Source organism: Fluoribacter dumoffii NY 23, assembly GCF_000236165.1.
Lineage (GTDB): Bacteria > Pseudomonadota > Gammaproteobacteria > Legionellales > Legionellaceae > Legionella > Legionella dumoffii.
The window spans coordinates 600,568-622,725 of sequence record NZ_CM001373.1; the positions used below are offsets into that span (position 1 = coordinate 600,568).

A 22,158-nucleotide genomic window follows, 5' to 3' on the forward strand; every position below is an offset into this window, starting at 1 on the left:
GGGCACAGACAAGGCGGCAAAGCAAAACCCATGATTTATTTGTAATGATCTGAGTTTTTGCTTTGCGCAATTATTTAAATAAGGATATATATTTTTGGATCGTATACAACGAATTATTCTACTCCTTCTTTTTTTAAAGAGCTTTGGCGTTGTTTATGCCTGGCCTTGGGTTTTAAATGATCCCTATCCGCAAGAACAAGCAAAAGAGAATATTTATTATTCTTCCTTTTCCGAGCAGCCCAAAACTTTAGACCCCGCACTTTCTTATTCATTAAATGAGTATCTTTTTATTGCCCAAATTTATGAACCGTTGCTGACCTATGATTATTTGCAAAGGCCGTATCAATTAATCCCCTTGATTGCTACAAATATGCCGCAGTTGAGATATCTTGATGCCCAGGGGAACACGTTGACTGCCCAGAGTTTGGAATCTCCCGCCTACAGTGTGTATACCATATCCATCAAGAAAGGAATTTATTATCAACCCCATCCAGCATTCGCCAAAGATAAGAAGGGCTCCTACATTTATCATCATTTAACTTCTGATTATCTGGACGATGAAGATATTGAGGAATTATCCGATTTTAAATATACCGGCACACGGGAAATGATTGTCGATGATTATATCTATCAGATAAAACGTTTGGCAAATCCGGCAGTCAGTTCACCTATTTATGGGTTAATGAGCGATTATATTGTTGGTTTTAAAGAATACGGAAAAACGCTTCCGGGAGGTAATCGCTACATTGATTTACGGGAATATCCCTTAAAAGGCCTAAAAAAGTTGGATGATTATTCCTTTGAAATTACTTTAAAAGGGGAATATACCCAGTTTTTATTTTGGTTGGCTATGAGTTTTTTTTCACCAGTGCCCTGGGAAGCAGATCTCTTTTATTCACAGCCAGGGATGATGGATAAGAATATTACCTTAAGTTGGTATCCAATAGGTACGGGCCCATTTATGTTGGTAAAAAATAATCCGAACCGCAGCATGGTGCTGCAAAAAAATCCAAACTATCATGAAGAATATTATCCCGCCACGGGCTCAGATGAAGACAGGGCCTCAGGGTATCTGGATAATTCGGGAAAACGGTTGCCACTAATTGAAAAAGCAATTTATACCCTGGAAAAAGAATCCATTCCTCGCTGGAATAAATTTTTGCAGGGTTATTATGATAATGCCGCAATCAGTAATGACAGTTTTGATCAAGCCATTCACATCAATCAGCACGGTAAGGCAGAACTGACGCCAGAAATGCAAAAAAAGAAGATGTATCTCAGTCAGACTATTCAAGCCAGTACTTTCTATATGGGCTTTAACATGCTTGATAGCATCGTTGGCGGGAAGAGTGAGCGGGCCCTTAAGCTAAGGCAGGCTATTTCAATTGCTGTAGACTATGACGAATATATAGCCATTTTTTATAATGGGCGTGGTATGGCTGCTCAAGGGCCAATTCCTCCGGGAATTTTTGGTTACAAGCAAGGTAAAGAAGGAATGAATCCTTATATTTATCAATGGAAAGAGGGGGAAGCCGTAAGGCGTCCAATTAGCGAGGCCAAAAAGCTTATGGCTGAAGCAGGGTATCCTGATGGAATTGACCCGCATACAGGAAAGCATTTGATTTTGCATTATGATGTAACTACAACAGGTGGTCCCGAGGACAAATCCTTATTTGACTGGATGCGTAAACAATTTGCCCAGATAGGGATTGATTTAAATGTGCGTGCAACTTTATATAACCGTTTTCAAGAAAAAATGCGTACGGGGGATGCACAAATATTCAGTTGGGGATGGGTAGCGGATTATCCGGATCCGGAAAACTTTTTGTTTCAACTGTATGGCCAAAATGGCAAAGTAAAATTTGGCGGGGAAAATGCTGCCAATTATCAAAATCCTGAATTTGACCGCCTCTTTACTCTCATGAAAAATAGGAAAAATGATGCTCAAAGACAACAACTTATAGATAAAATGATAAATATTGTCCAGCATGACGCCCCCTGGATATGGGGAATACATCCTGAAGAGTTTAATTTATCACAGCCCTGGGTTTCACGGGTAAAACCAAATACGATTTCTTTTACAACCTTAAAGTATGTGGCGGTTAATGTTCCGGAACGAAACAAATTGAGGCAAGCCTGGAATCAACCTATTTTTTGGCCTTTAGGTTTATTGTTTTTACTTATTTTTATGCTGGTTCTTCCTTTAATTATTGCTTATCACAAGAAGGAAAAAAAACCTGCAGAAAGGACTTATATACCATGATGAAGTATTTGCTGCGGCGCGTTTTGTACTCAATCCCGATTCTTTTTGGAATAAACTTTCTTACCTTCATTTTATTTTTCATGGTGAATACACCGGATGACATTGCGCGGATGCATTTGGGACAGAAACATGTTGAACAACAAGTTATCGATGATTGGAAAATTTCCCATGGCTATAATTTTCCCTTATTTTTTAACGACCAAAAAAAAGGCCTGCAAAAAATAGAATCGACTTTATTTTTTCAAAAGTCGATGAAATTGTTTACTTTTGATTTTGGTGTTTCTGATTCAGGCAGGGACATCAGTGAAGATATTACCTACAGGATGTGGCCCAGTCTTTCCATTGCCTTGCCGGTATTGATATTGGATGTAATTACCAACATCATAATAGCTATGGCTATGGCATTCTTTAGAGGAACATATCTTGATTTATCAGGGGTCGTAATCTGTATTGTCCTTATGTCAATTTCCAGCTTGTTTTATATTATTGGCGGTCAATATCTTTTCGGTAAATTATTGCGTCTTGTCCCTATTTCAGGTTATGACGGCGGGTTTGATGCTGTGAAGTTTGTTATTTTGCCGATTACAGTTGCCGTGCTTAGCGGCTTGGGGGCTGGGAGCCGTTGGTATCGAACCTTGTTTTTAGAAGAAATGCATAAAGATTACGTCAAAACTGCCCGAGCCAAAGGATTATCCGAACAAAAGGTGATGTTCAAACACGTATTAAAAAATGCGATGCTCCCTATATTAACGGGAATCGTAGTGATTATCCCTTCTTTATTTATGGGAAGTTTAATCCTTGAGTCTTTTTTTGGTGTGCCCGGGCTGGGAAGTTATACAATTGATGCAATCCAGCAACAAGATTTTGCAATTGTAAGGGCAATGGTTTTTTTGGGATCGATTCTTTACATTGTAGGTTTGGTTTTAACAGATTTGTCTTATATGTTGGTTGATCCGCGAGTGAAATTATCCTAAAGCAAAGGGGGCGGCGATAAACGGGGTTTCCGCTTGCTTTACTCGATCTCGCTAAAATTGGAAATAAAATGACTGTTGAATTTCTATGGACTGATACATGTTTTCTCACTTTATTAGCCTTAAGCGTGCTGATTATCCTTCTTGGTTTACGCAAGCAGCATATCAGGCATTCGTTTAACCAAATTTTACAGCGCCCAATTGCTGTAAGTGCGGGCATAATCCTTTTGTTTTTTATAACTATTGGAGTATTGGATTCCATTCATTTAACTTTAGTTAAAAACGAAACTCAAAAATCTCCTACCTTGTTAGATAGGATTTTGGCCCCCATAGATGAAATTTCTGAAAAAACCTATTCTGCTCCGTTGGCTTTAAGGCAATTTATTAGTGAAACCGCTTTAGTTAATGGCGTGGTGACACAAACTTACCCCGTGCTCATTTATCCAGGCAAAAGCATAAAAACAGAGGCTGAAAAAAATAAACTCATCAAAAATACGATATGGTACGCTTTGGCATGCTGTCTGTCAGCCGCAATTGTGATCGGAATTTTTTTTGTATTTATCCGCTTTGCCCGGCGCTTAAATTCTTTCTTTGCCATAAGCTCCACTCAGTGGAGTGCTTTAATTACTTTGACCCTGCTCACATTTTTCATCGTGCTCGGTTATGAGCTGTCGCGAACATTCCATGTTTTGGGAACAGGTCAAATAGGCCAGGACATTTTTTATTTTACTATCAAGAGCATACGCACAGGACTGGTCATTGGTCTTTTAACTACTTTATTTATGCTCCCTTTAGCGTTATTTTTGGGGGTTATTGCCGGATATTTCGGGGGAATTGCCGATGATATTATTCAGTATTCCTACACAACATTAAGTTCAATTCCAGGTGTTTTATTGATTACTGCTTCTGTTTTGTCCTTACAAATTTATATCAGCAATCATCCTGAAAAGTTTACCACTTTGGCGCAGAGCGCAGATGCACGGCTTTTAGCCCTTTGTTTTATTCTTGGAGTAACCAGTTGGACCAATTTATGTCGACTTTTACGTGCTGAGACCCTGAAATTGCGGGAAGTCGACTATGTCCAGGCAGCGCGTGCTTTGGGTTCTAACTGGTTTACCATTATCCGCAAGCATTTATTACCCAATGTCATGCATATTGTGGTAATCACACTGGTTCTTGATTTTAGTTTTCTGGTGATGGCTGAGGCGTTGCTATCCTATGTGGGTGTAGGCGTGTCCCCTATGACCATTAGTTGGGGGAACATGATCAACAGTGCGCGTCTGGAGTTGGCCCGTAATCCCGTAATCTGGTGGCCTATGCTGGCTGCATTTGTTTTTATGTTTTTATTGGTACTGGCAATAAACTTGTTTGCAGATGCGGTCAGGGATGCCTTTGATCCCCACCAATCACAAGTTTAATACCGGATTAAAGCAGGGGATATTAAATGTATTGGCGGTCATGGATCATCTTAATGCAGGTAGGCAAAAGCCCTGATTTAGGTTAAAGTTCATCAATTAAGCTTAATGAGTTCATTTCTTTATGCAACAACGTTTTGTTCATTTACGCGTCCATAGTGAATTTTCTTTAGTTGATGGCCTGGTTCGGGTGAAGCCATTAATGAAAGTTTTGCCCTCTCGGGGAATGTGTGCTGTGGCAGTAACTGATTATTGCAATTTGTTTGCTGCAGTAAAGCATTATAAAACAGCAGTTGATGCAGGAATAAAACCCATTATAGGCAGTGATTTACCTTGTCATGATCCCGAACAGCCTGAACGTGTTTTTTCAATGGTTCTTTTATGCCTTAATTCAGAAGGTTATAAAAACCTGACCTGCCTCATTTCCAAAGCTTACCAGGAAGGGCAACATCTAGGGCAACCCAGAATACAAAATCACTGGATTCATGAGTATTCAGCAGGTCTTATTGCATTGTCAGGGGGAAGATTAGGTGATATTGGCCAAGCCTTGTTAGCAAATGATGATGATTTAGCCAAAAGCAGAGCGTTATATTGGCAAAAACTGTTTCCTAGTCGATTTTATTTGGAAATTCAGCGAACAGGGCGGCCTGATGAAACCCGCTATAATGAAAAGTTAATTGCTTTAGCCGATGAGCTGCAATTACCGCTTGTAGCAACCAATGATGTACGTTTTCTGGATAAGGAAGATTTTGAAGCTCATGAGGCCCGGGTTTGCATTCATGAAGGATATACATTAGCTGATCCCAGAAGATCGCAAAAATACAGTGCCCAACAGTATTTACGATCAGCTGATGAAATGGTTGCTTTATTTGCTGATTTGCCCTCTGCAGTAGAAAATACAGTTGAAATCAGTAAACGATGCACTGTAAAACTGGATTTGGGAAACAATTACTTACCTAACTTTCCTATACCCGCTGGATCCACCGTTGAAAATTATCTCTCCCATTTATCCCAGGTTGGTTTGGAGGAACGCCTAGTACAAATATTTAAATCTCCTGAGGAAATACAGGCATCGCGAGATGAATACGACAAGCGTCTGCAAGTTGAATTGGACGTGATTAACAACATGGGGTTTGCCGGCTACTTTTTGATTGTGGCAGATTTCATTCAGTGGGCAAAAAAAAATGGGGTACCTGTCGGGCCTGGACGGGGTTCAGGTGCGGGATCCCTGGTTGCTTATGCTTTAAAAATTACCGATCTGGATCCTTTAGAGTATGAATTGCTTTTTGAGCGTTTCTTAAATCCAGAACGGGTGTCCATGCCTGACTTTGATATCGATTTTTGCATGGAAGGCCGCGATCGAGTCATTGACTACGTGGCCGAGAAATACGGCAGGCAAAGTGTTTCCCAAATTATTACCTTTGGTACTATGGCTGCGAAAGCAGTTGTACGTGATGTGGGGCGGGTGTTAGGGCATCCTTATGGCTTTGTCGATAAATTAGCAAAATTAATTCCTTTTGAAATAGGTATTACTTTAAATAAGGCATTGGAACAAGAAGAGGAACTCAAACGCCGATATACAGAAGAAGAGGAAGTTAAAGAACTTATTGATTTGGCCTTAAAATTGGAAGGAATTACTCGAAATGCGGGGAAACATGCCGGAGGGGTAGTTATCGCACCCTCACAGCTAACTGACTTTACGGCAATTTATTGTGAAGAGGGATCCACGCAAATAGTCAGCCAATTTGATAAAGATGATGTTGAAGCAGCGGGTCTGGTCAAATTTGACTTTTTGGGCTTGCGTACGCTGACAATTATCGATTGGGCATTGGCTACTGTAAATAAAAAAAGGGCTCTTGAGGGCTTGCCTCCAATTGATATCAGCCAGATACCTACGGATGATGCGGCAACATTTGATTTGTTAAAGGCCTGTAAAACAACTGCGGTATTTCAGCTTGAATCTCGCGGAATGAAAGAGTTGATCAATCGCTTGCAGCCGGATTGCTTTGAAGACATCATCGCTTTAGTAGCGTTATTTAGACCGGGTCCACTGCAATCGGGAATGGTAGATGACTTCATTGATCGCAAGCATGGCCGTGCGGCTGTTGATTATCCCCATCCCGATTTGGAGCCCATTTTAAAGCCCACCTACGGTGTTATCCTGTATCAAGAGCAAGTTATGCAAATTGCGCAGGTATTGGCTAATTATACTTTAGGCGCAGCTGATTTATTGCGTCGGGCTATGGGAAAGAAAAAGCCCGAAGAAATGGCAAAACAACGGGAAATTTTTACCCAAGGCGCCACTGCGCGGGGTGTAGATGAAAAAGTTGCAACCCACATCTTTGACTTGATGGAAAAATTCGCAGGTTATGGATTTAATAAATCGCATTCTGCAGCTTATGCCCTGGTTGCTTATCAAACCGCTTGGCTAAAAGCACATTATCCTGCGGCATTTATGGCTGCGGTTATGTCCTCTGATATGGATAACACAGATAAAGTGGTTACTTTTATCGATGAATGCGCCCATATGAAATTGAAGATTTTGCCTCCATCCATCAATCAATCCATGTATCCCTTTACGGTCACCGATGATACCACCATTATTTATGGGCTTGGAGCCATAAAAGGAGTAGGGGAGTCTGCTATTGATTGCATCACCGATGCGCGGGATGCAGGAGGAAAATTTACGGATCTGTTTAGCTTTTGCCAACGACTTGATCTGCGCAAGGTGAATCGGAGGGTCTTAGAGGCCCTGATTAAAAGTGGTGCCTTTGATGATTGGAAAGTGGAACGTGCGATTCTGACTGCTTCCTTGGAAAAAGCATTAAAGATAGCGGAGAAGGAACACCAAAATCAGTCCAGTGGGCAATTTGATTTGTTTTCTTTGTTGGAAGACGAGAATCATGTGCAGGATTATGTTAGCTGTAAGCCTTGGTCTGAGTCCCAACGTTTGGAAGGTGAACGCGAGGTTTTGGGATTTTATTTAACAGGACATCCTGCCGATCAATATCGTCGTGAGTTTGGCGATTTCATTGTATCAATCAGCCAATTAAATCCATCTCAGCATAAAAAAGCCCTTATTTGTGCGCAAATTGTCGGAATTCGCAAGATCGTTACCAAACGCGGCAAGAAGCTTGTAATTCTGGGGATGGATGATTCTACAGCACGACTGGATGTCGTGGTATTTGGTGAGCTTTTTGAGTCTTCAGGAGCTGCTTTATCTACAGGGGATATGTTGGTAATTGAGGGTGAAGTAGCGCATGATGATTATAACGGCGGCGTGAAAATGACTGCCAGTCAACTCTATGATGTACCTACAGCGAGAACTAAATTTGCTCGATGTCTTGAATTGAGGTTGCATTCAGGAAATCAGGAAATTTTAAGTTCTATCCAGTCATTATTGAAATCTTATACAGGACGTTGTTCCGTTCAATTTTCTTACAGCAATGAATATGCTCGTGCACAGTTGAGTTTGGCGCCCCAATGGCAGGTTATGCCTAGCGATGAGTTACTTGGACATTTGGCTAATCTTTTGGGTGAAGAGAAAGTGGTGATGCGTTACTGAGATTGGTGCTAGAAATCGCAGGTTGCCCTTTGTTGAGTGGTACTTCGGTATAAATTTTTATTGCTTTTTTTTTGAAAAATTTTGGCCAGGTAGCCTGACTGTCTGGGATAAAGCCTGGTTGCAAGCAACCAGGCTATATTTCTCACTCTTTAATTCTCTAATAACTTATCCATTTTTGCTGCACAAATGAAATCATTATGGCTTAAACCATTGAGTGCATGAGTCATAAAACTCACATGACAATAATTATAACCAACCTCCAAATCGGGATGATGGTTTTCAGTATTAGCTATCCATGCCAATGCATTTACAAATGCCATAGTTTCATAAAAATCTTTAAACGATAAACTCCGTTTGATAATGCGATTATCGATGCTGACTTTCCAATTTTCATTCAATTGCGGCATTAAATTCTTAATTTGTTCTGCATTTAATGCAGCTCCAATGCCTTCACATGATTCACAATGTTTGGTGCTTAAATCACTGGTCATTTTATTTCCTTACTTGTAGTAATTACTCAACTCATCAAGAAATCGATTGTTCTGCTCTTTAGTTCCAACAGTTACTCGAAGATAATTATTCATTTTATAGGGATGGAGAGGCCTCACTATAATACCTCTATCTAAAAGATAGTTATAGAGTGAGATGCCGTCTTGCTTACAGTCAAAGGTTAAAAAATTACACGCTGAGGGAAGATAAGGGAGATTTAGCTCGGTAAATCCCGCCTGAATTTGTCTCATTCCCTCAGAGTTGAGCTGTAAACTTTGTTGGATGAACTCTTCATCTTCCAGGGCAGCATGGGCAGTAGTTAATGCTACTTGATTGACCATAAAGGGAAGTTGTATGCGACGCATGAGCTCAATGATTGAAGGATGGGATATGGCATATCCCAAACGAATCCCGGCTAAACCATATATTTTTGAAAAAGTTCGTGTGATAACCAAATTGGGATGCTCGGCTAACCAATCAATACTGTTGCAATTGAGTTGGGTTGCAGCATACTCATAGTAGGCTTCATCAATCACTAATAAAGTACTTTCAGGAATATTTTCCAGTAATCGTTTTATTTCTTTGGGATTGATGAGGATGCCTGTAGGATTATTGGGATTTGCAAGAAAAATAATTCCAGTTTTTAAATTACATGCCCGAATCAAACTGTCTATATTAACCTGCCAATTCGGATTATCTGCGACAGTATGCACTGGAATATTCAATGTTTGTGCTTGGATCGCATAGGTACTAAATGCATATTCATGAGTTATTATGTGTTTATCCTGATGCAGAACAAAACAGTTAAGAAGGATCGTGTAGATATAGTCCGAACCATTACTTAAAAACAGCTGTTCTGCGTCAATTTTCAGCTTATTGGCCAATTTGGACATCAAGGGGTGGTTGATGGGCGAGGGATAAGTGGCCAGAAGATGGGGGGAGATATTTTTTAATTCAGCCAGTGCTAAAGGACTACAACCCAGGGGGTTCTCATTGCTGGCCATTTTGATAATATCATTGCTCTTAATCCCTTTTTCCCGCGCTAATTCTTCAATTGATTTTCCTGGTTTGTATGGAATTAACGAACGGATGCCTGAATGAGGTAATTGTTGAAAGTTTACTGCCATAAATTTTCCCTAATTTAAATTTTTTAATATTATCCAAGCTTTAGGCTTCTGTCACGAGCTCATTGTTTTAAACTGGTTCGGGTGATGCCCCTAGGAATAACTTATGGGGGTACCGAGTGTTTGGTGACACTCGGTACTAATGCGACTAATGCATCTTTGCATTCAGCTCATCAAAGGCACGGTTTGGTACTAAATCTGCTTCTGTAAGATTCTCGTTGTTCAGAGGGCATTTATGATGCGTTTGTAACCAGAAATGAATGCCTTGTTTTGAAGTTCCCTTATAGTTATTAAATGTATGCCCGTGAGGATCAATAACCGTAGAGACACCATCTACTCCTAAAGACTCAAGAGTAAAAGGGTCTAGCAACTGCTCACTAGAGTCTGAGGCTTGTTCTGGGGCTAAAGAAGCTTCTCCTTTCAATGGGCCAAAAATAAGCCTTGCCCATGATGTTTGTTGATAATGCTCCACCTTATCGTAAAATTCATCGGAATGAATTGCCTCTGCTGGTATACAGCAGTCGCTAGGTTGATTATCGGGGTTAACGGGGACTTGACCTGATTTTGCATAAATAAGAGCAACACCATCTCTCACAGTGTCTCTGGCTATTTCAATCAAATCAACGCATTTTTTAAAAAAATAGACTGGGGGATAGATAAATACTCCCACAAACCATCCCAAAACTCCCCCTATAGCAGCACTGACAGATAAAATGGGCTTGGATAAAGGCAAAAATGGGAAAAAGAATTCAATTATTTTGGCCAAAGTGTAAGGTATGGCGGCTAGCGTCATACCGATAATAGCGGTACCCAGAATCCAAGATTTTTGAGAATAATTTTTTGGTGAGTCAGAGATAGATCCGAAAAAGGGAGTTTTGCATATAAATTTTACAAAATCCTCAATTGAGCTTTCGCATTTCCTTGAGAGAAAAATCACTCCTTGGAGCAATAAATCCGGGACAAATAGAGCGGTACCAATAAGGGCTCCTACAAACGAACCAATTATAAATCCTAAAAATTCACCTATCCAACCAAATATCCCACGCATTACTCCATGATGCCGAGTGCCGTCAGCATAATCAATGTATGCACTGTTTTCAGCCCAATAAGAGGTATAATTAGGAACCCAGAAAATAGCTAAAGCAAGATCGAGAATTATTCCCGGAATACTTGTAATTTCCCTTAATACCAAACGGGTCAATACATGACCCACTGTCCAGCCTTTGACGAAATAAGCATACATTGTTGTTTCCTTTAAATTTTAGACGGGTAAATTTTTGATTCAGGGGTATTCTAAATATAATGACGCCCATAAACAATACACTAGGGTTAATAGTTGACTCAACTGATGTTCTTTGGCTCATTACAAAATCAAGAAAAATCAGTCAGTTCTTGCATTTTAATTGGCACAGCGCTAACCTTTGGGCGGCAAACCAACCACAGGAAAATGGAATATGAGATGGCAAAAGGGATTTTCCCTTACTGAAGTATTGGTGTCTTTATTGTTCGTAACAACGTTGTTCTTTTCTTTATTTCAACAACAATATCAAAGCAAACATTTACTAAATCAAGTGATTCTGCGAATGGAAGCTTCCCAGTTCATCGATCAAATCGAAGAAGCCTTATTAGCGCAGGCTCCCAAATTACCCTCTGCTCCTTTACCCTATCACTTGGAAATACAAAATAAAAGGGAGCAAATACTGATTCACCTTGCCTGGCTTGAACAACCGGGATCATTAACGCGTAATCGGAGACCTATTGGTTATATGGAATGAAAAAGCAAGCCGGCATCAGTTTGACTGAGATTTTGATTAGCTTGTTTTTGACGAGTGTGATGATCACCGTTCTAGTCCAGCTGTATTTAATTAGTAAACGTCAATACATGGAAATTGAAAAAATTTTGACAATGCGCTTCGATGTGCAATGGGCGATTGATTTGCTAAGCGACAGCATTCGACGCGCAGGTTTTACTCCCTGTTTAAGTATTGATCGCTTGCACGTTGTGGATCGAAGAAATCCCCGTCATCGAATTTATGCCCTGCAGACAGGAAATCAACCCCACCCCTACATTGAGATAAATCGCATGACTGAGTATTTTGCAAAAATAGTCAAAATCCGGGATGCAACAAAGGTATTGGTTCAAAATCAAGGAAGCTTTCATCGCCAGCGGCTTGTACTTATTGCTGATTGTGAACATGCTGAAATTCAGGAAGTTGTGAATATAGAAGAACATGCTGGGAATTCTCTTATTACATTGAGCAAACCGCTCCTATTTTCCTATGGCAAGGGCACTTATATTGGGGAATATCTTGAGGAAAAATGGTTAATTAGGAAAAACACTTCCCATGAAAATACCCTGCATTATCAAAGGGTGAAAGCAGAAGAAGTAACGCCTTTAATCCATTTCATGCATATTCGAAACAGGCGCATAAAAGAGAAACAATTCCTTGAAATTATCCTGGACCTTGACGAGGACAAAACACAAGAGATTAAAGTAGTGGTACGGGGTTCATGAAGAATAAAGGATTTATTTTATTAATAACCTTACTGGTTATTGGGGTAATTGGTTTATTGATATTAACTTCAATGCAACACATTTTACTGTATTACAAAGCAATAAATAAACAAGAAGAATCTCATCGAAACTTCTACCATATGGAGAGTGTCGCATTGCAATTGCTGCATCAACACAGTTTTAATCCGGGTTGTGTAGTGCGTACAGATGCTGCAAATGCGGTTATCTATGATCTGCTCATTCAAAAGGGATGTTCTTTGACCAGCGACAGGATCCACTACAGATATTTCATTGAAGATTTGGGGATTTTCCCTTGTTTGACTGCCCGTTTTAAGGGAAGAAAATCGGCGACACATCATCAAAGAATTACGATTGCACCTTTTGAAGATGGGGCTTACGGCCCTGTGTTACAAATACGATTTATCCAGAAAGGAAGAATAATCCCTTGTCTTGCGAAGGAACATTTAATTTCCCTCGGGGTGAGCAGTTGGCGTTATTTACCTCCCGAATAAAAAATTATTTTCTTGAGCTGTTTAAAGCCTGGCTGTATTGTAAAGGATAGAATTAACAGTGAGGTTTTTCTGGTGCGTTGGAAAATGATTTCTGAATTTAAATATTGGCCGCAAGTGACTGTTATTTTGCTGTTGTTAGCAGGATATGCTGCATATCGTTATTTTGCCTATTATGATACCCGTTCAAATGATGCCTATGTGTCAGCTAATATTGTGAATATTGCTTCGTTAGTTTCTGGGCCAGTTACAAAAATTTTTATTAAAGAAAATCAAAAAGTCAAAAAGGGGGATAAGCTCATTGAAATTGATTCTCGTCCTTATACTTATGCCGTCCAACAAGCCAAAGCCAAATTAAATATTGCCAAATTAAATTATGAAAATGAAAAAGCAAATGTAATCAAAGCAGAACAATATTTAAAAAGAACTCAAATCCAATTGAATTTAAGCCAGGATCACTATCAGCGCTATTCAAAATTACAATTGAAAGGCGATATGGCCAAAATAACTCTAATCAATTTGGCCGATAAAATGAAGGAGCAAATGGCAGCAATCAAGGAGGCGGAGGAGCAACTTAAAATCGCCCAAACCAATTTGGATGATAATGAAATTTTAGCTGCTCAGGCAGAGCTGGATGAGGCGAGCTATCGTCTGCATCATACTACCCTTGTTGCCCCTGAGGATGGCCTTATTACCAATTTTAATCTGCGGGTAGGGCAGTACATTAAAGTGGGGCAGGGTTTATTTGCTTTTATAGAAACCAAACAATGGTGGGTTGTTACCCGTTATCGTGAAACCGCCATTCGGCTAATACATCTTGGGGACAAGGCAAAAATTAAAGTTGATATGTATCCCGGGAAAGTATTTCATGGACATGTGGACAGCATTGGTTGGGGAATCAATCGGGTGCAACGGGGCAATGTTGCTCCTTCCACCCTGGTTTATCTGGAAGCAACTGAAGATTGGATTCGCATTGCACAACGTTTTCCAGTACGAATTTATTTTGATGACTTGACCGATGAATACCCAATGCGCATTGGTGCCAATGCGACTACCATTACCTACAGGTGAAGTGTGTTGGTCTGGCCGCAAACTGTTGAAAATAGAGCTGCCCTAAGGACTGCATTTGCAGCCTTGGCGGCTGTTTTGATTTCATTTAAGTTTCATTTGGAAACACCTTTTTGGTCGGGAATGACTGTAGTTGTGGTGTCCAATTTGTATACCGGGAATATCATTAATAAAGCCATGTTACGCATTATTGGCACTGTTGCGGGGGCTTTTTTGGGTTTTTATACCGCAGGGCTGGTTGTGAACAGTTATTTCCTCTATTTTCTCTCCTGCTTTTCAATCGTCTTTATAGGTGCGTATTATTACAGTTTTAGTGCTAATGGATATGGCTATTTATTGGGTTCAATTTGTGCTTTTCTTATAATTTCTCAGGTTGCTATGAATCCACAAAATGCTTTTTTTGTCGCTATTTGGAGGCCTGTTGAGATCGGAATAGGCGTATTGGTATCGGCTCTCAGTGCCTATTTTATTTTTCCAAATCATTTAAAGAACAATATCACTTTTCAGCTTCATGAGATTTTTACTGATTTTTCTGATGAGTTTACCCAACTTAACATGCTATGCAAGGCTAAACCTGATTTGGATGTGTTAGCCCAAAACAATTTAAAGATAAAAAAGAAAATACGTAAAGCAGTAGAACTTATTGGAGCAATGAACCATGAATTGGGAGTTTCCAAGTCAAGAATTGACCAGGTGCGTGCTTTATTGGATATTTTTTATGATTGTTCACGCCAAGTACACTATTTACTTTTAATTTCCCCACAAGAGATCGATTTCAAAATGTTGCAGTCATTACCCATACACCAAGTACTGCATGCGATCCGAGAGGATTTGCTCCAGTTACAGACGGCTTTTTTTAAACAAGCAGATATTCTTTCAGAATTAAAAACAAAGGATCTTCTTGTGGGACTGGAACACCATGTGATCCAAATGCAAAAAGACGACAGTGTATCCGGGTCTCATTTGTATTTGGAAGCAAATACCGACATGCAAAAAGAACAGTCCGTTTTCAAGAGTAATTTTGCCTATGCGTTTATCCATTTTTTGCATCATGTAAATCAAAATCTCCTCTTGATGCGTTCCTTGTTAAGCAATATCCCTCTTGAGATGACAGCAAAATTTCAGATATTGAGTACTCGGGAACGAATTCGCACAGATAGTGATGTAATCAAGCGCAGTATTAAAGCCGGGCTTTCTGTTATTGTGGCTTTGGGGTTTTGGATGGTAAGTAACTGGCCCGGGGGTATTAACGGAATTATTAGCAGTCTTGTGATTTCTATTCGCAAAAATCTTTTTGAAATGAAAAGTGTCAGTATTCATCGATTGCTTGGCTGTATCCTGGGGGGCGGTATTGCTTTATTCCCTTTATTCTTCCTGGAGATGAACCTCTTTGATTTCATTGTAATATTCTTTCTCTCGATTTGGGGCTTTTCTTATTTTATGTTCAAGTCACCCCAATATTCCTATATAGGGTTACAGGCAAACATTGCCGTAATCATTTCTCTTGCTCAAAAAGGAGGGCCTCCGGTTTATTTGGGACCTCCATTGCAACGTTTGGCTGGGATAGTAATCGGCATTGCGGCAAGTTTTCTCGTGGCGAATCTCATATGGCGTTCTGATGTCTGGACTATGTTAAATCGTTACCTTCAAAAAATTTATACTTATATGGGAGAGAATTTGCAGCAAATACTTCTCACACGAGGTGATCAGAAAAAATTACACGATTTAGGGAATCTTTTTTGGAATTCCCGCGGTTTGCTTGAATCGCTTGCCGATGACCCCTTAAGCCCCAAAAAACAAATTTTATTAAACGAATTGAGAAATCGATTTGATTCGTTGGTCATGATTCAGGCTACTATGAGCCACATTCTTGGAGCCATTAATAGGGAAAAAGTTGCGGAAACGGCGCAAATATTGGGATGTGATTTGGGGTTTTATGAACGGGAAATATGGAGGGTATTTAATCAGCGCGATTCTGCTTATGGATTAAAATTAAGTCAACAATTGCAGGAAGTGTTATCCAAAACGACTAAAAAACCCGGGTTTTTTCAAATTTCGACACCTGATGCAAGAGGATTTTTTGCTTATATTAATGCCCTAAATCAACTCGTTTTAAGAATACATTAATTTTTTTAGGTTGGGGAGCTGATATACCTCATATATTTGTGAGTTTCTTAAAAAACGTTTAATATCATTTGTTTACGTATATGATGTGTTCACTGGGTAATGGACTTTTATTCAGTCCAAATGTTTAAATTTTGTCACCCGGCGTTGCAAAATATTCCATAACGTGTAAAAATTGTCCGCTTATGAAAACGAAAATAATCTCTATCACAACTATTTTAGCCTTGATTGCCTTGAGTATTTCGGCATGGTTGTTTTGGCCAGTGAAAAAACCATCAACCCTGTTCAGGCAAGCTGATTTTGCGCGCTTACCAGGTTGGAAATCTGCTGATCTTAAAAGATCGTTGCAGACTTTTCAGGCTTCCTGCCGTGCTTTTGTTAAGCAAAATCCGGAACAGATTGTGGGAACGGATCATATCAATTTGCAGGTAAAAGACTGGCAACCAGCCTGTATTGCGGCTTTAAAAATTTCTCCCGATTCTGAAAAAGAAGCGAAAAAATTTTTTGAAGAATGGTTTATCCCAGTGGAGTTTACTGATACTGGTGAAAAACCGGGCTTATTCACTGGTTATTATGTTCCCGTGCTAAGAGGCAGCTATACCAAATCAGAAGAATTTAATGTTCCTCTTTATGAAACACCTGATGATTTGTTGACTGCAGACTTAGGTACTTTTTTTAAAGATTTAAAGAACCGTCGTATCGTGGGTCGGCTAGAAGGTAAAAAACTCGTACCCTATTATACCCGTGCACAAATCAACAATGGAGCACTTAAAGATAAAGCACGTGTTTTAGTGTGGATCAATAGTCCCATTGATCGCCTATTCTTGGAAATCCAGGGCTCAGGGGTTATTGAGCTTGAGAATGGTGAAAATATTTATGTAGGATATGATGCACAAAATGGGGCTCCATATACCGCTATTGCTGGAGTTTTAATCAAAAAGGGAGTTATGACCAAAGATAATGCGTCCATGCAAGCAATAAAAAGTTATTTGGAAGCTCATCCTAAGCAAATGGATAAAATAATAAATAAAAATAAATCTTTTGTTTTTTTCCGTAAATTGGCTTACGGGGTTGCTCTCGGATCTCAAGGCGTGGCTTTAACTCCAGGTTATTCTTTGGCTGTTGATAAACAATGGGTTCCTATGGGCGCACCTCTTTGGCTCACGACTACACGTCCTGACAGCTCAAACCCTAATGAGAATAAGCCCATGCGGCGATTAATGATTGCTCAGGATACCGGCGGTGCAATACGGGGTAAAGTACGGGGTGATGTTTTTTGGGGTGGGGGTGAAAAAGCGACCCTAATTGCCGGACATATGAAAAACCATGGCCATTATTGGATTCTTCTGCCTAAACAGGCGATATCCCGATTAGAAAAAAATAAATTAATTTCCGGATAATCTTGTCTTTTTCGTTCCCTTTTCTGATGCACGGAGAAGGGGGCGTTTCTCGTTTATAGCATTTCCCTTACCTTGGTTTGTTTTTATTTCTCTCCTCAGATCCAGATAATTATTAAAGCAGAAGAGGGTGGTGCTCTCCTTCTCTCCCAGGGAGGGAAGGGGCATGCCCTCAATGGAATAATGGTAGAAACTAGCTTTGCTGCCCAGAGATCTTATTATTTCTAGCTGCTTCTTTTAATGAAGGTATCACACTATTTAAAGCTTCTTTATTGTTATTCAAGGATTGTGCCGTATTGTCTTTTAAGGCATCAGCCAGGCTAATAAATTTGTACCCATGTTCCCTGTATAATTCAATGATATCTTCCAAACATAAGCTGTTAAGAAGATTTGCATGGATCAACAGGATTTGTTTCACATTTTTTCCTTTGGCACTTTTTTCTGCTTTTAATGTTTGCTGCCAAATGTAGGCCAAATAACGCTTTTTGAATGCAGGAAGATTTGCTGCCCTTTTTCTATAAGGAATTTTGTAAAATCGTGCATTAAATTCATAATCCTTGCTATCAATGGTTACTGGAGCAATAGTATATTGATGCGCAGTCAGGTAGTTGTACACTTTTTGTTTTTTTTCTCCATTCCCTTCAGCCAGATAAGGGTAGCGAAAATATTTGGGTTCTGTTAGCACCGGTGCCAGGACAGTATCTGCGCGGTCGATATCGGCAATGTATTTATCGGCACTGATATTATTCAAGCTCCTGTGGGTGTAAGTGTGGTTTCCCAGAGCAAAACCCTGGTTGCGGAATGTCTCTAAAAGATCCCATTCATTTTTTGCTACGGCGCCGCCTATAGCAAAGCCTGTAGCTGGAACTTGATTATCAACAAGAGCTTTGACTATGGCCATAAATCGGGCTTGGGTTCTTTTCAAACTTGCCGGGGTGCTCGTACCTGAGCCGACGAAGGGTAAGTCATCAATTGTAATCGCAATTTCTTTTTCTTCAGCAAAACATGGAGAATTAAGTATGCAAAACAGCAGCGTTACACCGGTCCAACGAAGTAACATGATATCCCCTAATTTTATTATTGTTATTAAAAATAACTATAGTAGACAATTTTTAAAAAAGTCTAATTTTCCGCAAAAAATTCTTTATTAATGAGATGGGTTAGTGGTAAACTGAAATATTTCTTTCTCTACCTAAAAAGAAATATTCATTCATTATTGAGTCAATTTTTGTTTTGTTTTATACAAGCCCTCAAATATAGGCTCAGAAATATGAGTGGGGAATTGTAGAGGTAAGTTCTTAGAAACTTCCTCGATTACCGAATCTGTTTTTTCCAACATTTCATTAAGAATTATTTCTGCTCGCTCCGCAGAGAAATTGGCGTCTTTTGCAGTTTCTAAAAAATGTCGGCGTTGCAGGAGGTGCCAATGGTAATGGCTGTTTTTCCCTTTTAAAGCCATAGCCATTTTAATTTTTTGAATTTCCAACTCTTTTTTCTTTATCAATGGATAGGCTGAAATCATATCATATAAGGGCGTGAGCCTGTATTTTCCTTCGGCTTCAATAAAAAGACTGAAGTTTTTAGCATGACCGTCAATTGCCGCAAGTAGCCAGAAAAAAACCTGGGTCCGATAAAAGATATCGCGATCTGCTATTGAATTCGCTGACCCAAGCAATACATTCATAATGTCTTTAATCCCCGGACCGCCATCGGATTGATATTTGATATTATAAGAAACCCCTAAAGCCTGGCACATGTCCTCCTGGGGTAATCGCATAATCCAGCTTTTATCACGGGACACTCTGCGATCAAATCGTTTTACCGACAAAACCTTAAGGTCTTCAAAATGAAGAATCTCACAATCGGCTGTTGGTAATCCGTAACTTTTTGCAAGCAGTGAGCATAACCATTCATTTTCACAGCTGTCGCTTAAATCCATTTGTTGATGTGGTATAAAGCCTATGGGTAATTTAAAGATGTGGGTGGTTGGGGTTTCCTGAAGTGGTTCACACCATTGGTTCTCATGATACAAAAAAGCAGTTTTTTCCTGTGCCCCGGCAATAGAAATTCGAAAGTCTTTTTCCTCCTGGCCCATACCCAAAGGATTTATCCGATAATTTCGTAAGATTGAAGCTATTTTTTGCTCGGATAAGGGTTTAAATTTAATTTTTCTTTCAAACTCAGGTAACGGGCCTGGCATAAGCTGAATGGCGCCTACGCAATCTCTACCAATTCCTGCAAGCAGATCAAAGGGTTGACTGGTGGGTATTCGGAAACGTGCTTGAATTCGCGCGCGGATTTGTTGATTATCTGGGAGCAAATTATCAAAAAAATTGTATACGACATCCCCGAAATAAGTTTGATTGACAAGTGGCAAAGACAATGAAATGGGGCGGGCTCCGGCCTGATCCAACCATTGGGGGTGGTAGGCAAACTTTAATCCCCCTTGAGGGATTTTCTCAAGCATGCCCACCAAAACTCCATTCATTAATACGTACAGGATTTGATTCTTGCTTACCATTCATCATTCCACTGATTGGTTATTGGTTCATTTTTTGGTGCGGCGTTAAAGTCGAGACCTAGAGCAGATAATATCCGAAATAAGGTACTCAATCTTATATTTTCTGGATTATTTTCTATTGCAGAAATGGTTTTTTGTTTTAACCCTACTAATTCAGCAACCTCAGCTTGGCTTAGCTTCAGTTTTTTTCTTTGACTCTTAATTAACAGTGCCAGTTCGTGGGGTGAGTGAATCAGCATTAATGCTCCTGGATATATTATACCTTAGTAGGGATAAGAAAAAGTATATACCTTATTGGGGATAATTTCAATTTTATCCCTTATTGGGTATAAATTTAATTTTATACCTCAAAGGGGATAGGAACTCGCGAGGGGTAGATATGTATTAACTAAGTTTTGGGGTTTTTCTGGGATGATAGGCTTCGAAATCACCCAAACTTACTTTTTCCTCATCACTTGAATAGTCCAAAGAATCACCAATAGAGAATGTGTCTGATAATTCTTCATATTTTTGGCGTAATACTCCATAGGTCTGCTCGAAATAATCCTGATATTTGGAGCGTGCCGAGGTCGCGTCTGCAGCATCATCCAGTTCACTCAATGCGAGTAGCTTATGGCTAAATTCTTCAAGGCGATTATGCAAGCTGTTTGTTACGAGTACAAAATGGTTAATGTCAAATTGATTATGATTCCATAAAATATGATGCATCATCAATTTGGCTTTTAAGCTTAAAACTTTGATTTTTAGATTGTTTATCTCCAGAGTGAAACCACGCTCATCCTTTAAGAATAGAGGGATAAAGTGAGATAAAAGATGGCTCATTTTATTTTTTAGTTCGTTCACCTCTATTAAAAGTTGAACTTCAGTATCCTTAATAAGCAGGTCCTTATAAGAGGATTCAATATGAACCAAATCATTTTTAAATTCTTCACTCAATGATTTATAAATACGTGCCATTTTCTTGCGAGATTGATCTATAAAAAAATAGTTTGTATATGCCATATATCATCCAATACGAGCAAATTTGAAGTAAAAGAATAAGTGATTTAGTGACATACCGCAATTTACTAATTGGATTAATAAGAGAAAATAGAATCAATTATTATGCCTGCAGATTGGATTTATTTTGATTTAAATGACTGGTAATAAATCAGAGCGCGAGTTAATTTGCTATAATAAAAATCAGTGTACAGGTTTATTGCTGGAGACATTCATGAAAAAACTAATAATATCCTTAACTCTATGTCTCCCATCGATAGTACTGGCAGCAGGTTGTAATATTCCTACCAAACGAATGGATTGGGAAGATAAATTTTGTAAACAGGGCACAAATTGTATTTTGGAGTGGAAAGGATATGGGTGGTGGACCAATTTTCATGCTAATCCTATAGGCTATTTTTTTGAATCCAACCAGGCTTATGATCCAAGAAATGTAACGGTAGAATCAGGGCGCTTAAAGCTGGAAATTAAGCAAAGTAATCTTGGGGGCGGCTTAGACTGGACGGCTGCAGAAGCAGTTTTGGTTTCCCAAGGAGGTCAACCTGTCAATATCGGTTATGGGCAATATCTTGTTACGATTGAAACCCCAGTACCTATTTTGGAGGTTGATCCTGGGACAGTTTTTGGCGCGTTTACCTATGACCGTAAGCAGGAAAATGGACAAGATGTACAGGCAAGTCCTGCAGAAAATAATCTGAATGAACTTGATGTAATTGAGTTATCCAAATGGGGATGGAATGGAGAAGGGAATTGTCCTTTTACAGGGGCAATGGTAACTTACGGATGTTCGGGTATTGCCCAGCTAGGTTCACAACCGTGGGCACAACCTAATAATCTGGTCCGCTTTTCAATGCCCGAGAAATTCAAAGAAAGCAATACACTTACTTTTTTTATGGATTGGACCAAAGAAGGAGTTAAGTACAAGGTTTTTAATGGTCAGGTAGACCCGCAAACTGCTGCCAATACGGAAGGAGACATATACAACTGGTCGTTACCCAATAAGCAGTTTATTCCATCAGCAGATGATGGATGTATTCGATTCCATCTTAATTTTTATCGTCCAGTGTACTCCCCTGATGCAGCTAATATCACAAAAATTCCTACGATGGGTAAAAATTACATTTATGTGCTGAATTTTAATTACACCCCGGCGCAATGATTTGACGGAAATACTGGCCATGGAACCTCAAACGACTTA

General features: G+C 39.5%; 18 protein-coding genes. 11 read left to right on the forward strand and 7 right to left on the reverse strand.

What is annotated here, in order from left to right; genetic code table 11:
• Nucleotides 1-94: 94 nt before the first annotated feature.
• The 4 genes from KYQ_RS02790 (at nt 95) to dnaE (ending at nt 8,214) form a co-directional block, all read left to right on the forward strand.
• A complete protein-coding gene (locus tag KYQ_RS02790; RefSeq protein ID WP_019349628.1) occupies nt 95-2,263 on the forward strand; it encodes an ABC transporter substrate-binding protein in 2,169 nt (722 codons plus the stop codon).
• Nucleotides 2,260-3,237, forward strand: coding sequence for an ABC transporter permease (locus tag KYQ_RS02795; RefSeq protein WP_010654071.1), 978 nt, complete (start codon nt 2,260-2,262; stop codon nt 3,235-3,237). Before KYQ_RS02790 ends, KYQ_RS02795 begins: the two co-directional genes overlap by 4 nt.
• A gap of 68 nt (nt 3,238-3,305) precedes the next feature.
• Entirely contained in the window at nt 3,306-4,652 is a 1,347-nt protein-coding gene (locus KYQ_RS02800) for an ABC transporter permease (RefSeq protein WP_010654070.1), read from the forward strand.
• Between the two features lie 121 nt (nt 4,653-4,773).
• The gene (gene dnaE / locus KYQ_RS02805) at nt 4,774-8,214 is read left to right on the forward strand and encodes a DNA polymerase III subunit alpha (protein WP_010654069.1); all 3,441 of its coding nucleotides are present in this window, start codon (nt 4,774-4,776) and stop codon (nt 8,212-8,214) included.
• Between the two features lie 149 nt (nt 8,215-8,363).
• Here dnaE and KYQ_RS02815 read toward each other — a convergent pair whose 3' ends face one another.
• The 3 genes from KYQ_RS02815 to KYQ_RS02825 form a co-directional block, all read right to left on the reverse strand.
• Entirely contained in the window at nt 8,364-8,705 is a 342-nt protein-coding gene (locus KYQ_RS02815; protein ID WP_010654068.1) for a 4a-hydroxytetrahydrobiopterin dehydratase, read from the reverse strand.
• A 9-nt stretch (nt 8,706-8,714) separates the two neighbouring features.
• The gene (gene hisC, locus KYQ_RS02820; RefSeq protein WP_010654067.1) at nt 8,715-9,830 is read right to left on the reverse strand and encodes a histidinol-phosphate transaminase; all 1,116 of its coding nucleotides are present in this window, start codon (nt 9,828-9,830) and stop codon (nt 8,715-8,717) included.
• Between the two features lie 145 nt (nt 9,831-9,975).
• Nucleotides 9,976-11,070, reverse strand: coding sequence for an RING finger protein (locus KYQ_RS02825; RefSeq protein ID WP_019349630.1), 1,095 nt, complete (start codon nt 11,068-11,070; stop codon nt 9,976-9,978).
• A 211-nt stretch (nt 11,071-11,281) separates the two neighbouring features.
• Between KYQ_RS02825 and KYQ_RS02835 the strand changes: the two genes are divergently transcribed.
• The 6 genes from KYQ_RS02835 (at nt 11,282) to mltA (ending at nt 17,443) form a co-directional block, all read left to right on the forward strand.
• Nucleotides 11,282-11,602 (forward strand): PilW family protein, encoded by a 321-nt coding sequence (locus tag KYQ_RS02835; RefSeq protein WP_010654065.1) that lies wholly within the window; start codon nt 11,282-11,284, stop codon nt 11,600-11,602.
• Entirely contained in the window at nt 11,599-12,342 is a 744-nt protein-coding gene (locus tag KYQ_RS02840) for a PilW family protein (RefSeq protein WP_010654064.1), read from the forward strand. The genes KYQ_RS02835 and KYQ_RS02840 overlap by 4 nt, the downstream gene beginning before the upstream one ends.
• A complete protein-coding gene (locus KYQ_RS18185; protein WP_010654063.1) occupies nt 12,339-12,854 on the forward strand; it encodes a hypothetical protein in 516 nt (171 codons plus the stop codon). Before KYQ_RS02840 ends, KYQ_RS18185 begins: the two co-directional genes overlap by 4 nt.
• Before the next feature lie 72 nt (nt 12,855-12,926).
• Nucleotides 12,927-13,922 (forward strand): HlyD family secretion protein, encoded by a 996-nt coding sequence (locus tag KYQ_RS02850; protein WP_231294595.1) that lies wholly within the window; start codon nt 12,927-12,929, stop codon nt 13,920-13,922.
• 3 nt (nt 13,923-13,925) lie between these two features.
• The gene (locus KYQ_RS02855) at nt 13,926-16,046 is read left to right on the forward strand and encodes an FUSC family protein (protein ID WP_010654061.1); all 2,121 of its coding nucleotides are present in this window, start codon (nt 13,926-13,928) and stop codon (nt 16,044-16,046) included.
• 182 nt (nt 16,047-16,228) lie between these two features.
• Nucleotides 16,229-17,443 (forward strand): murein transglycosylase A, encoded by a 1,215-nt coding sequence (gene mltA / locus KYQ_RS02860; RefSeq protein ID WP_010654060.1) that lies wholly within the window; start codon nt 16,229-16,231, stop codon nt 17,441-17,443.
• Between the two features lie 190 nt (nt 17,444-17,633).
• On the opposite strand, the gene KYQ_RS02870 is transcribed toward mltA, so the two are convergent.
• From KYQ_RS02870 to KYQ_RS02885, 4 genes are all read right to left on the reverse strand, one after another.
• The gene (locus KYQ_RS02870) at nt 17,634-18,500 is read right to left on the reverse strand and encodes a polysaccharide deacetylase family protein (protein ID WP_010654059.1); all 867 of its coding nucleotides are present in this window, start codon (nt 18,498-18,500) and stop codon (nt 17,634-17,636) included.
• 153 nt (nt 18,501-18,653) lie between these two features.
• The gene (locus KYQ_RS02875) at nt 18,654-19,961 is read right to left on the reverse strand and encodes a type II toxin-antitoxin system HipA family toxin (RefSeq protein WP_010654058.1); all 1,308 of its coding nucleotides are present in this window, start codon (nt 19,959-19,961) and stop codon (nt 18,654-18,656) included.
• Nucleotides 19,955-20,200 carry a helix-turn-helix domain-containing protein gene (locus tag KYQ_RS02880; RefSeq protein ID WP_010654057.1) on the reverse strand — a complete coding sequence of 82 codons (246 nt, stop codon included), beginning with the start codon at nt 20,198-20,200 and terminating at the stop codon, nt 19,955-19,957. The genes KYQ_RS02875 and KYQ_RS02880 overlap by 7 nt, the downstream gene beginning before the upstream one ends.
• A gap of 145 nt (nt 20,201-20,345) precedes the next feature.
• A complete protein-coding gene (locus KYQ_RS02885) occupies nt 20,346-20,963 on the reverse strand; it encodes a hypothetical protein (RefSeq protein ID WP_010654056.1) in 618 nt (205 codons plus the stop codon).
• Between the two features lie 211 nt (nt 20,964-21,174).
• On the opposite strand from KYQ_RS02885, the gene KYQ_RS02890 reads away from it, so the two are divergent.
• The gene (locus KYQ_RS02890; protein ID WP_019349633.1) at nt 21,175-22,119 is read left to right on the forward strand and encodes a hypothetical protein; all 945 of its coding nucleotides are present in this window, start codon (nt 21,175-21,177) and stop codon (nt 22,117-22,119) included.
• Nucleotides 22,120-22,158: the final 39 nt, after the last annotated feature.

Excerpts from the sequence above, each read along its gene's own strand:
- KYQ_RS02825 (WP_019349630.1), bottom strand. The coding sequence starts at position 11,070 with ATGTATGCTTATTTCGTCAAAGGCTGGACAGTGGGTCATGTATTGACC.
- KYQ_RS02880 (WP_010654057.1), bottom strand. The coding sequence starts at position 20,200 with ATGCTGATTCACTCACCCCACGAACTGGCACTGTTAATTAAGAGTCAA.
- KYQ_RS02795 (WP_010654071.1), top strand. The coding sequence starts at position 2,260 with ATGATGAAGTATTTGCTGCGGCGCGTTTTGTACTCAATCCCGATTCTT.
- dnaE (WP_010654069.1), top strand. The coding sequence starts at position 4,774 with ATGCAACAACGTTTTGTTCATTTACGCGTCCATAGTGAATTTTCTTTA.
- KYQ_RS02870 (WP_010654059.1), bottom strand. The coding sequence starts at position 18,500 with ATGTTACTTCGTTGGACCGGTGTAACGCTGCTGTTTTGCATACTTAAT.
- KYQ_RS02835 (WP_010654065.1), top strand. The coding sequence starts at position 11,282 with ATGAGATGGCAAAAGGGATTTTCCCTTACTGAAGTATTGGTGTCTTTA.
- KYQ_RS02815 (WP_010654068.1), bottom strand. The coding sequence starts at position 8,705 with ATGACCAGTGATTTAAGCACCAAACATTGTGAATCATGTGAAGGCATT.
- mltA (WP_010654060.1), top strand. The coding sequence starts at position 16,229 with ATGAAAACGAAAATAATCTCTATCACAACTATTTTAGCCTTGATTGCC.
- hisC (WP_010654067.1), bottom strand. The coding sequence starts at position 9,830 with ATGGCAGTAAACTTTCAACAATTACCTCATTCAGGCATCCGTTCGTTA.
- KYQ_RS02885 (WP_010654056.1), bottom strand. The coding sequence starts at position 20,963 with ATGGCATATACAAACTATTTTTTTATAGATCAATCTCGCAAGAAAATG.
- KYQ_RS02875 (WP_010654058.1), bottom strand. The coding sequence starts at position 19,961 with ATGGTAAGCAAGAATCAAATCCTGTACGTATTAATGAATGGAGTTTTG.
- KYQ_RS02840 (WP_010654064.1), top strand. The coding sequence starts at position 11,599 with ATGAAAAAGCAAGCCGGCATCAGTTTGACTGAGATTTTGATTAGCTTG.
- KYQ_RS18185 (WP_010654063.1), top strand. The coding sequence starts at position 12,339 with ATGAAGAATAAAGGATTTATTTTATTAATAACCTTACTGGTTATTGGG.
- KYQ_RS02800 (WP_010654070.1), top strand. The coding sequence starts at position 3,306 with ATGACTGTTGAATTTCTATGGACTGATACATGTTTTCTCACTTTATTA.
- KYQ_RS02890 (WP_019349633.1), top strand. The coding sequence starts at position 21,175 with ATGAAAAAACTAATAATATCCTTAACTCTATGTCTCCCATCGATAGTA.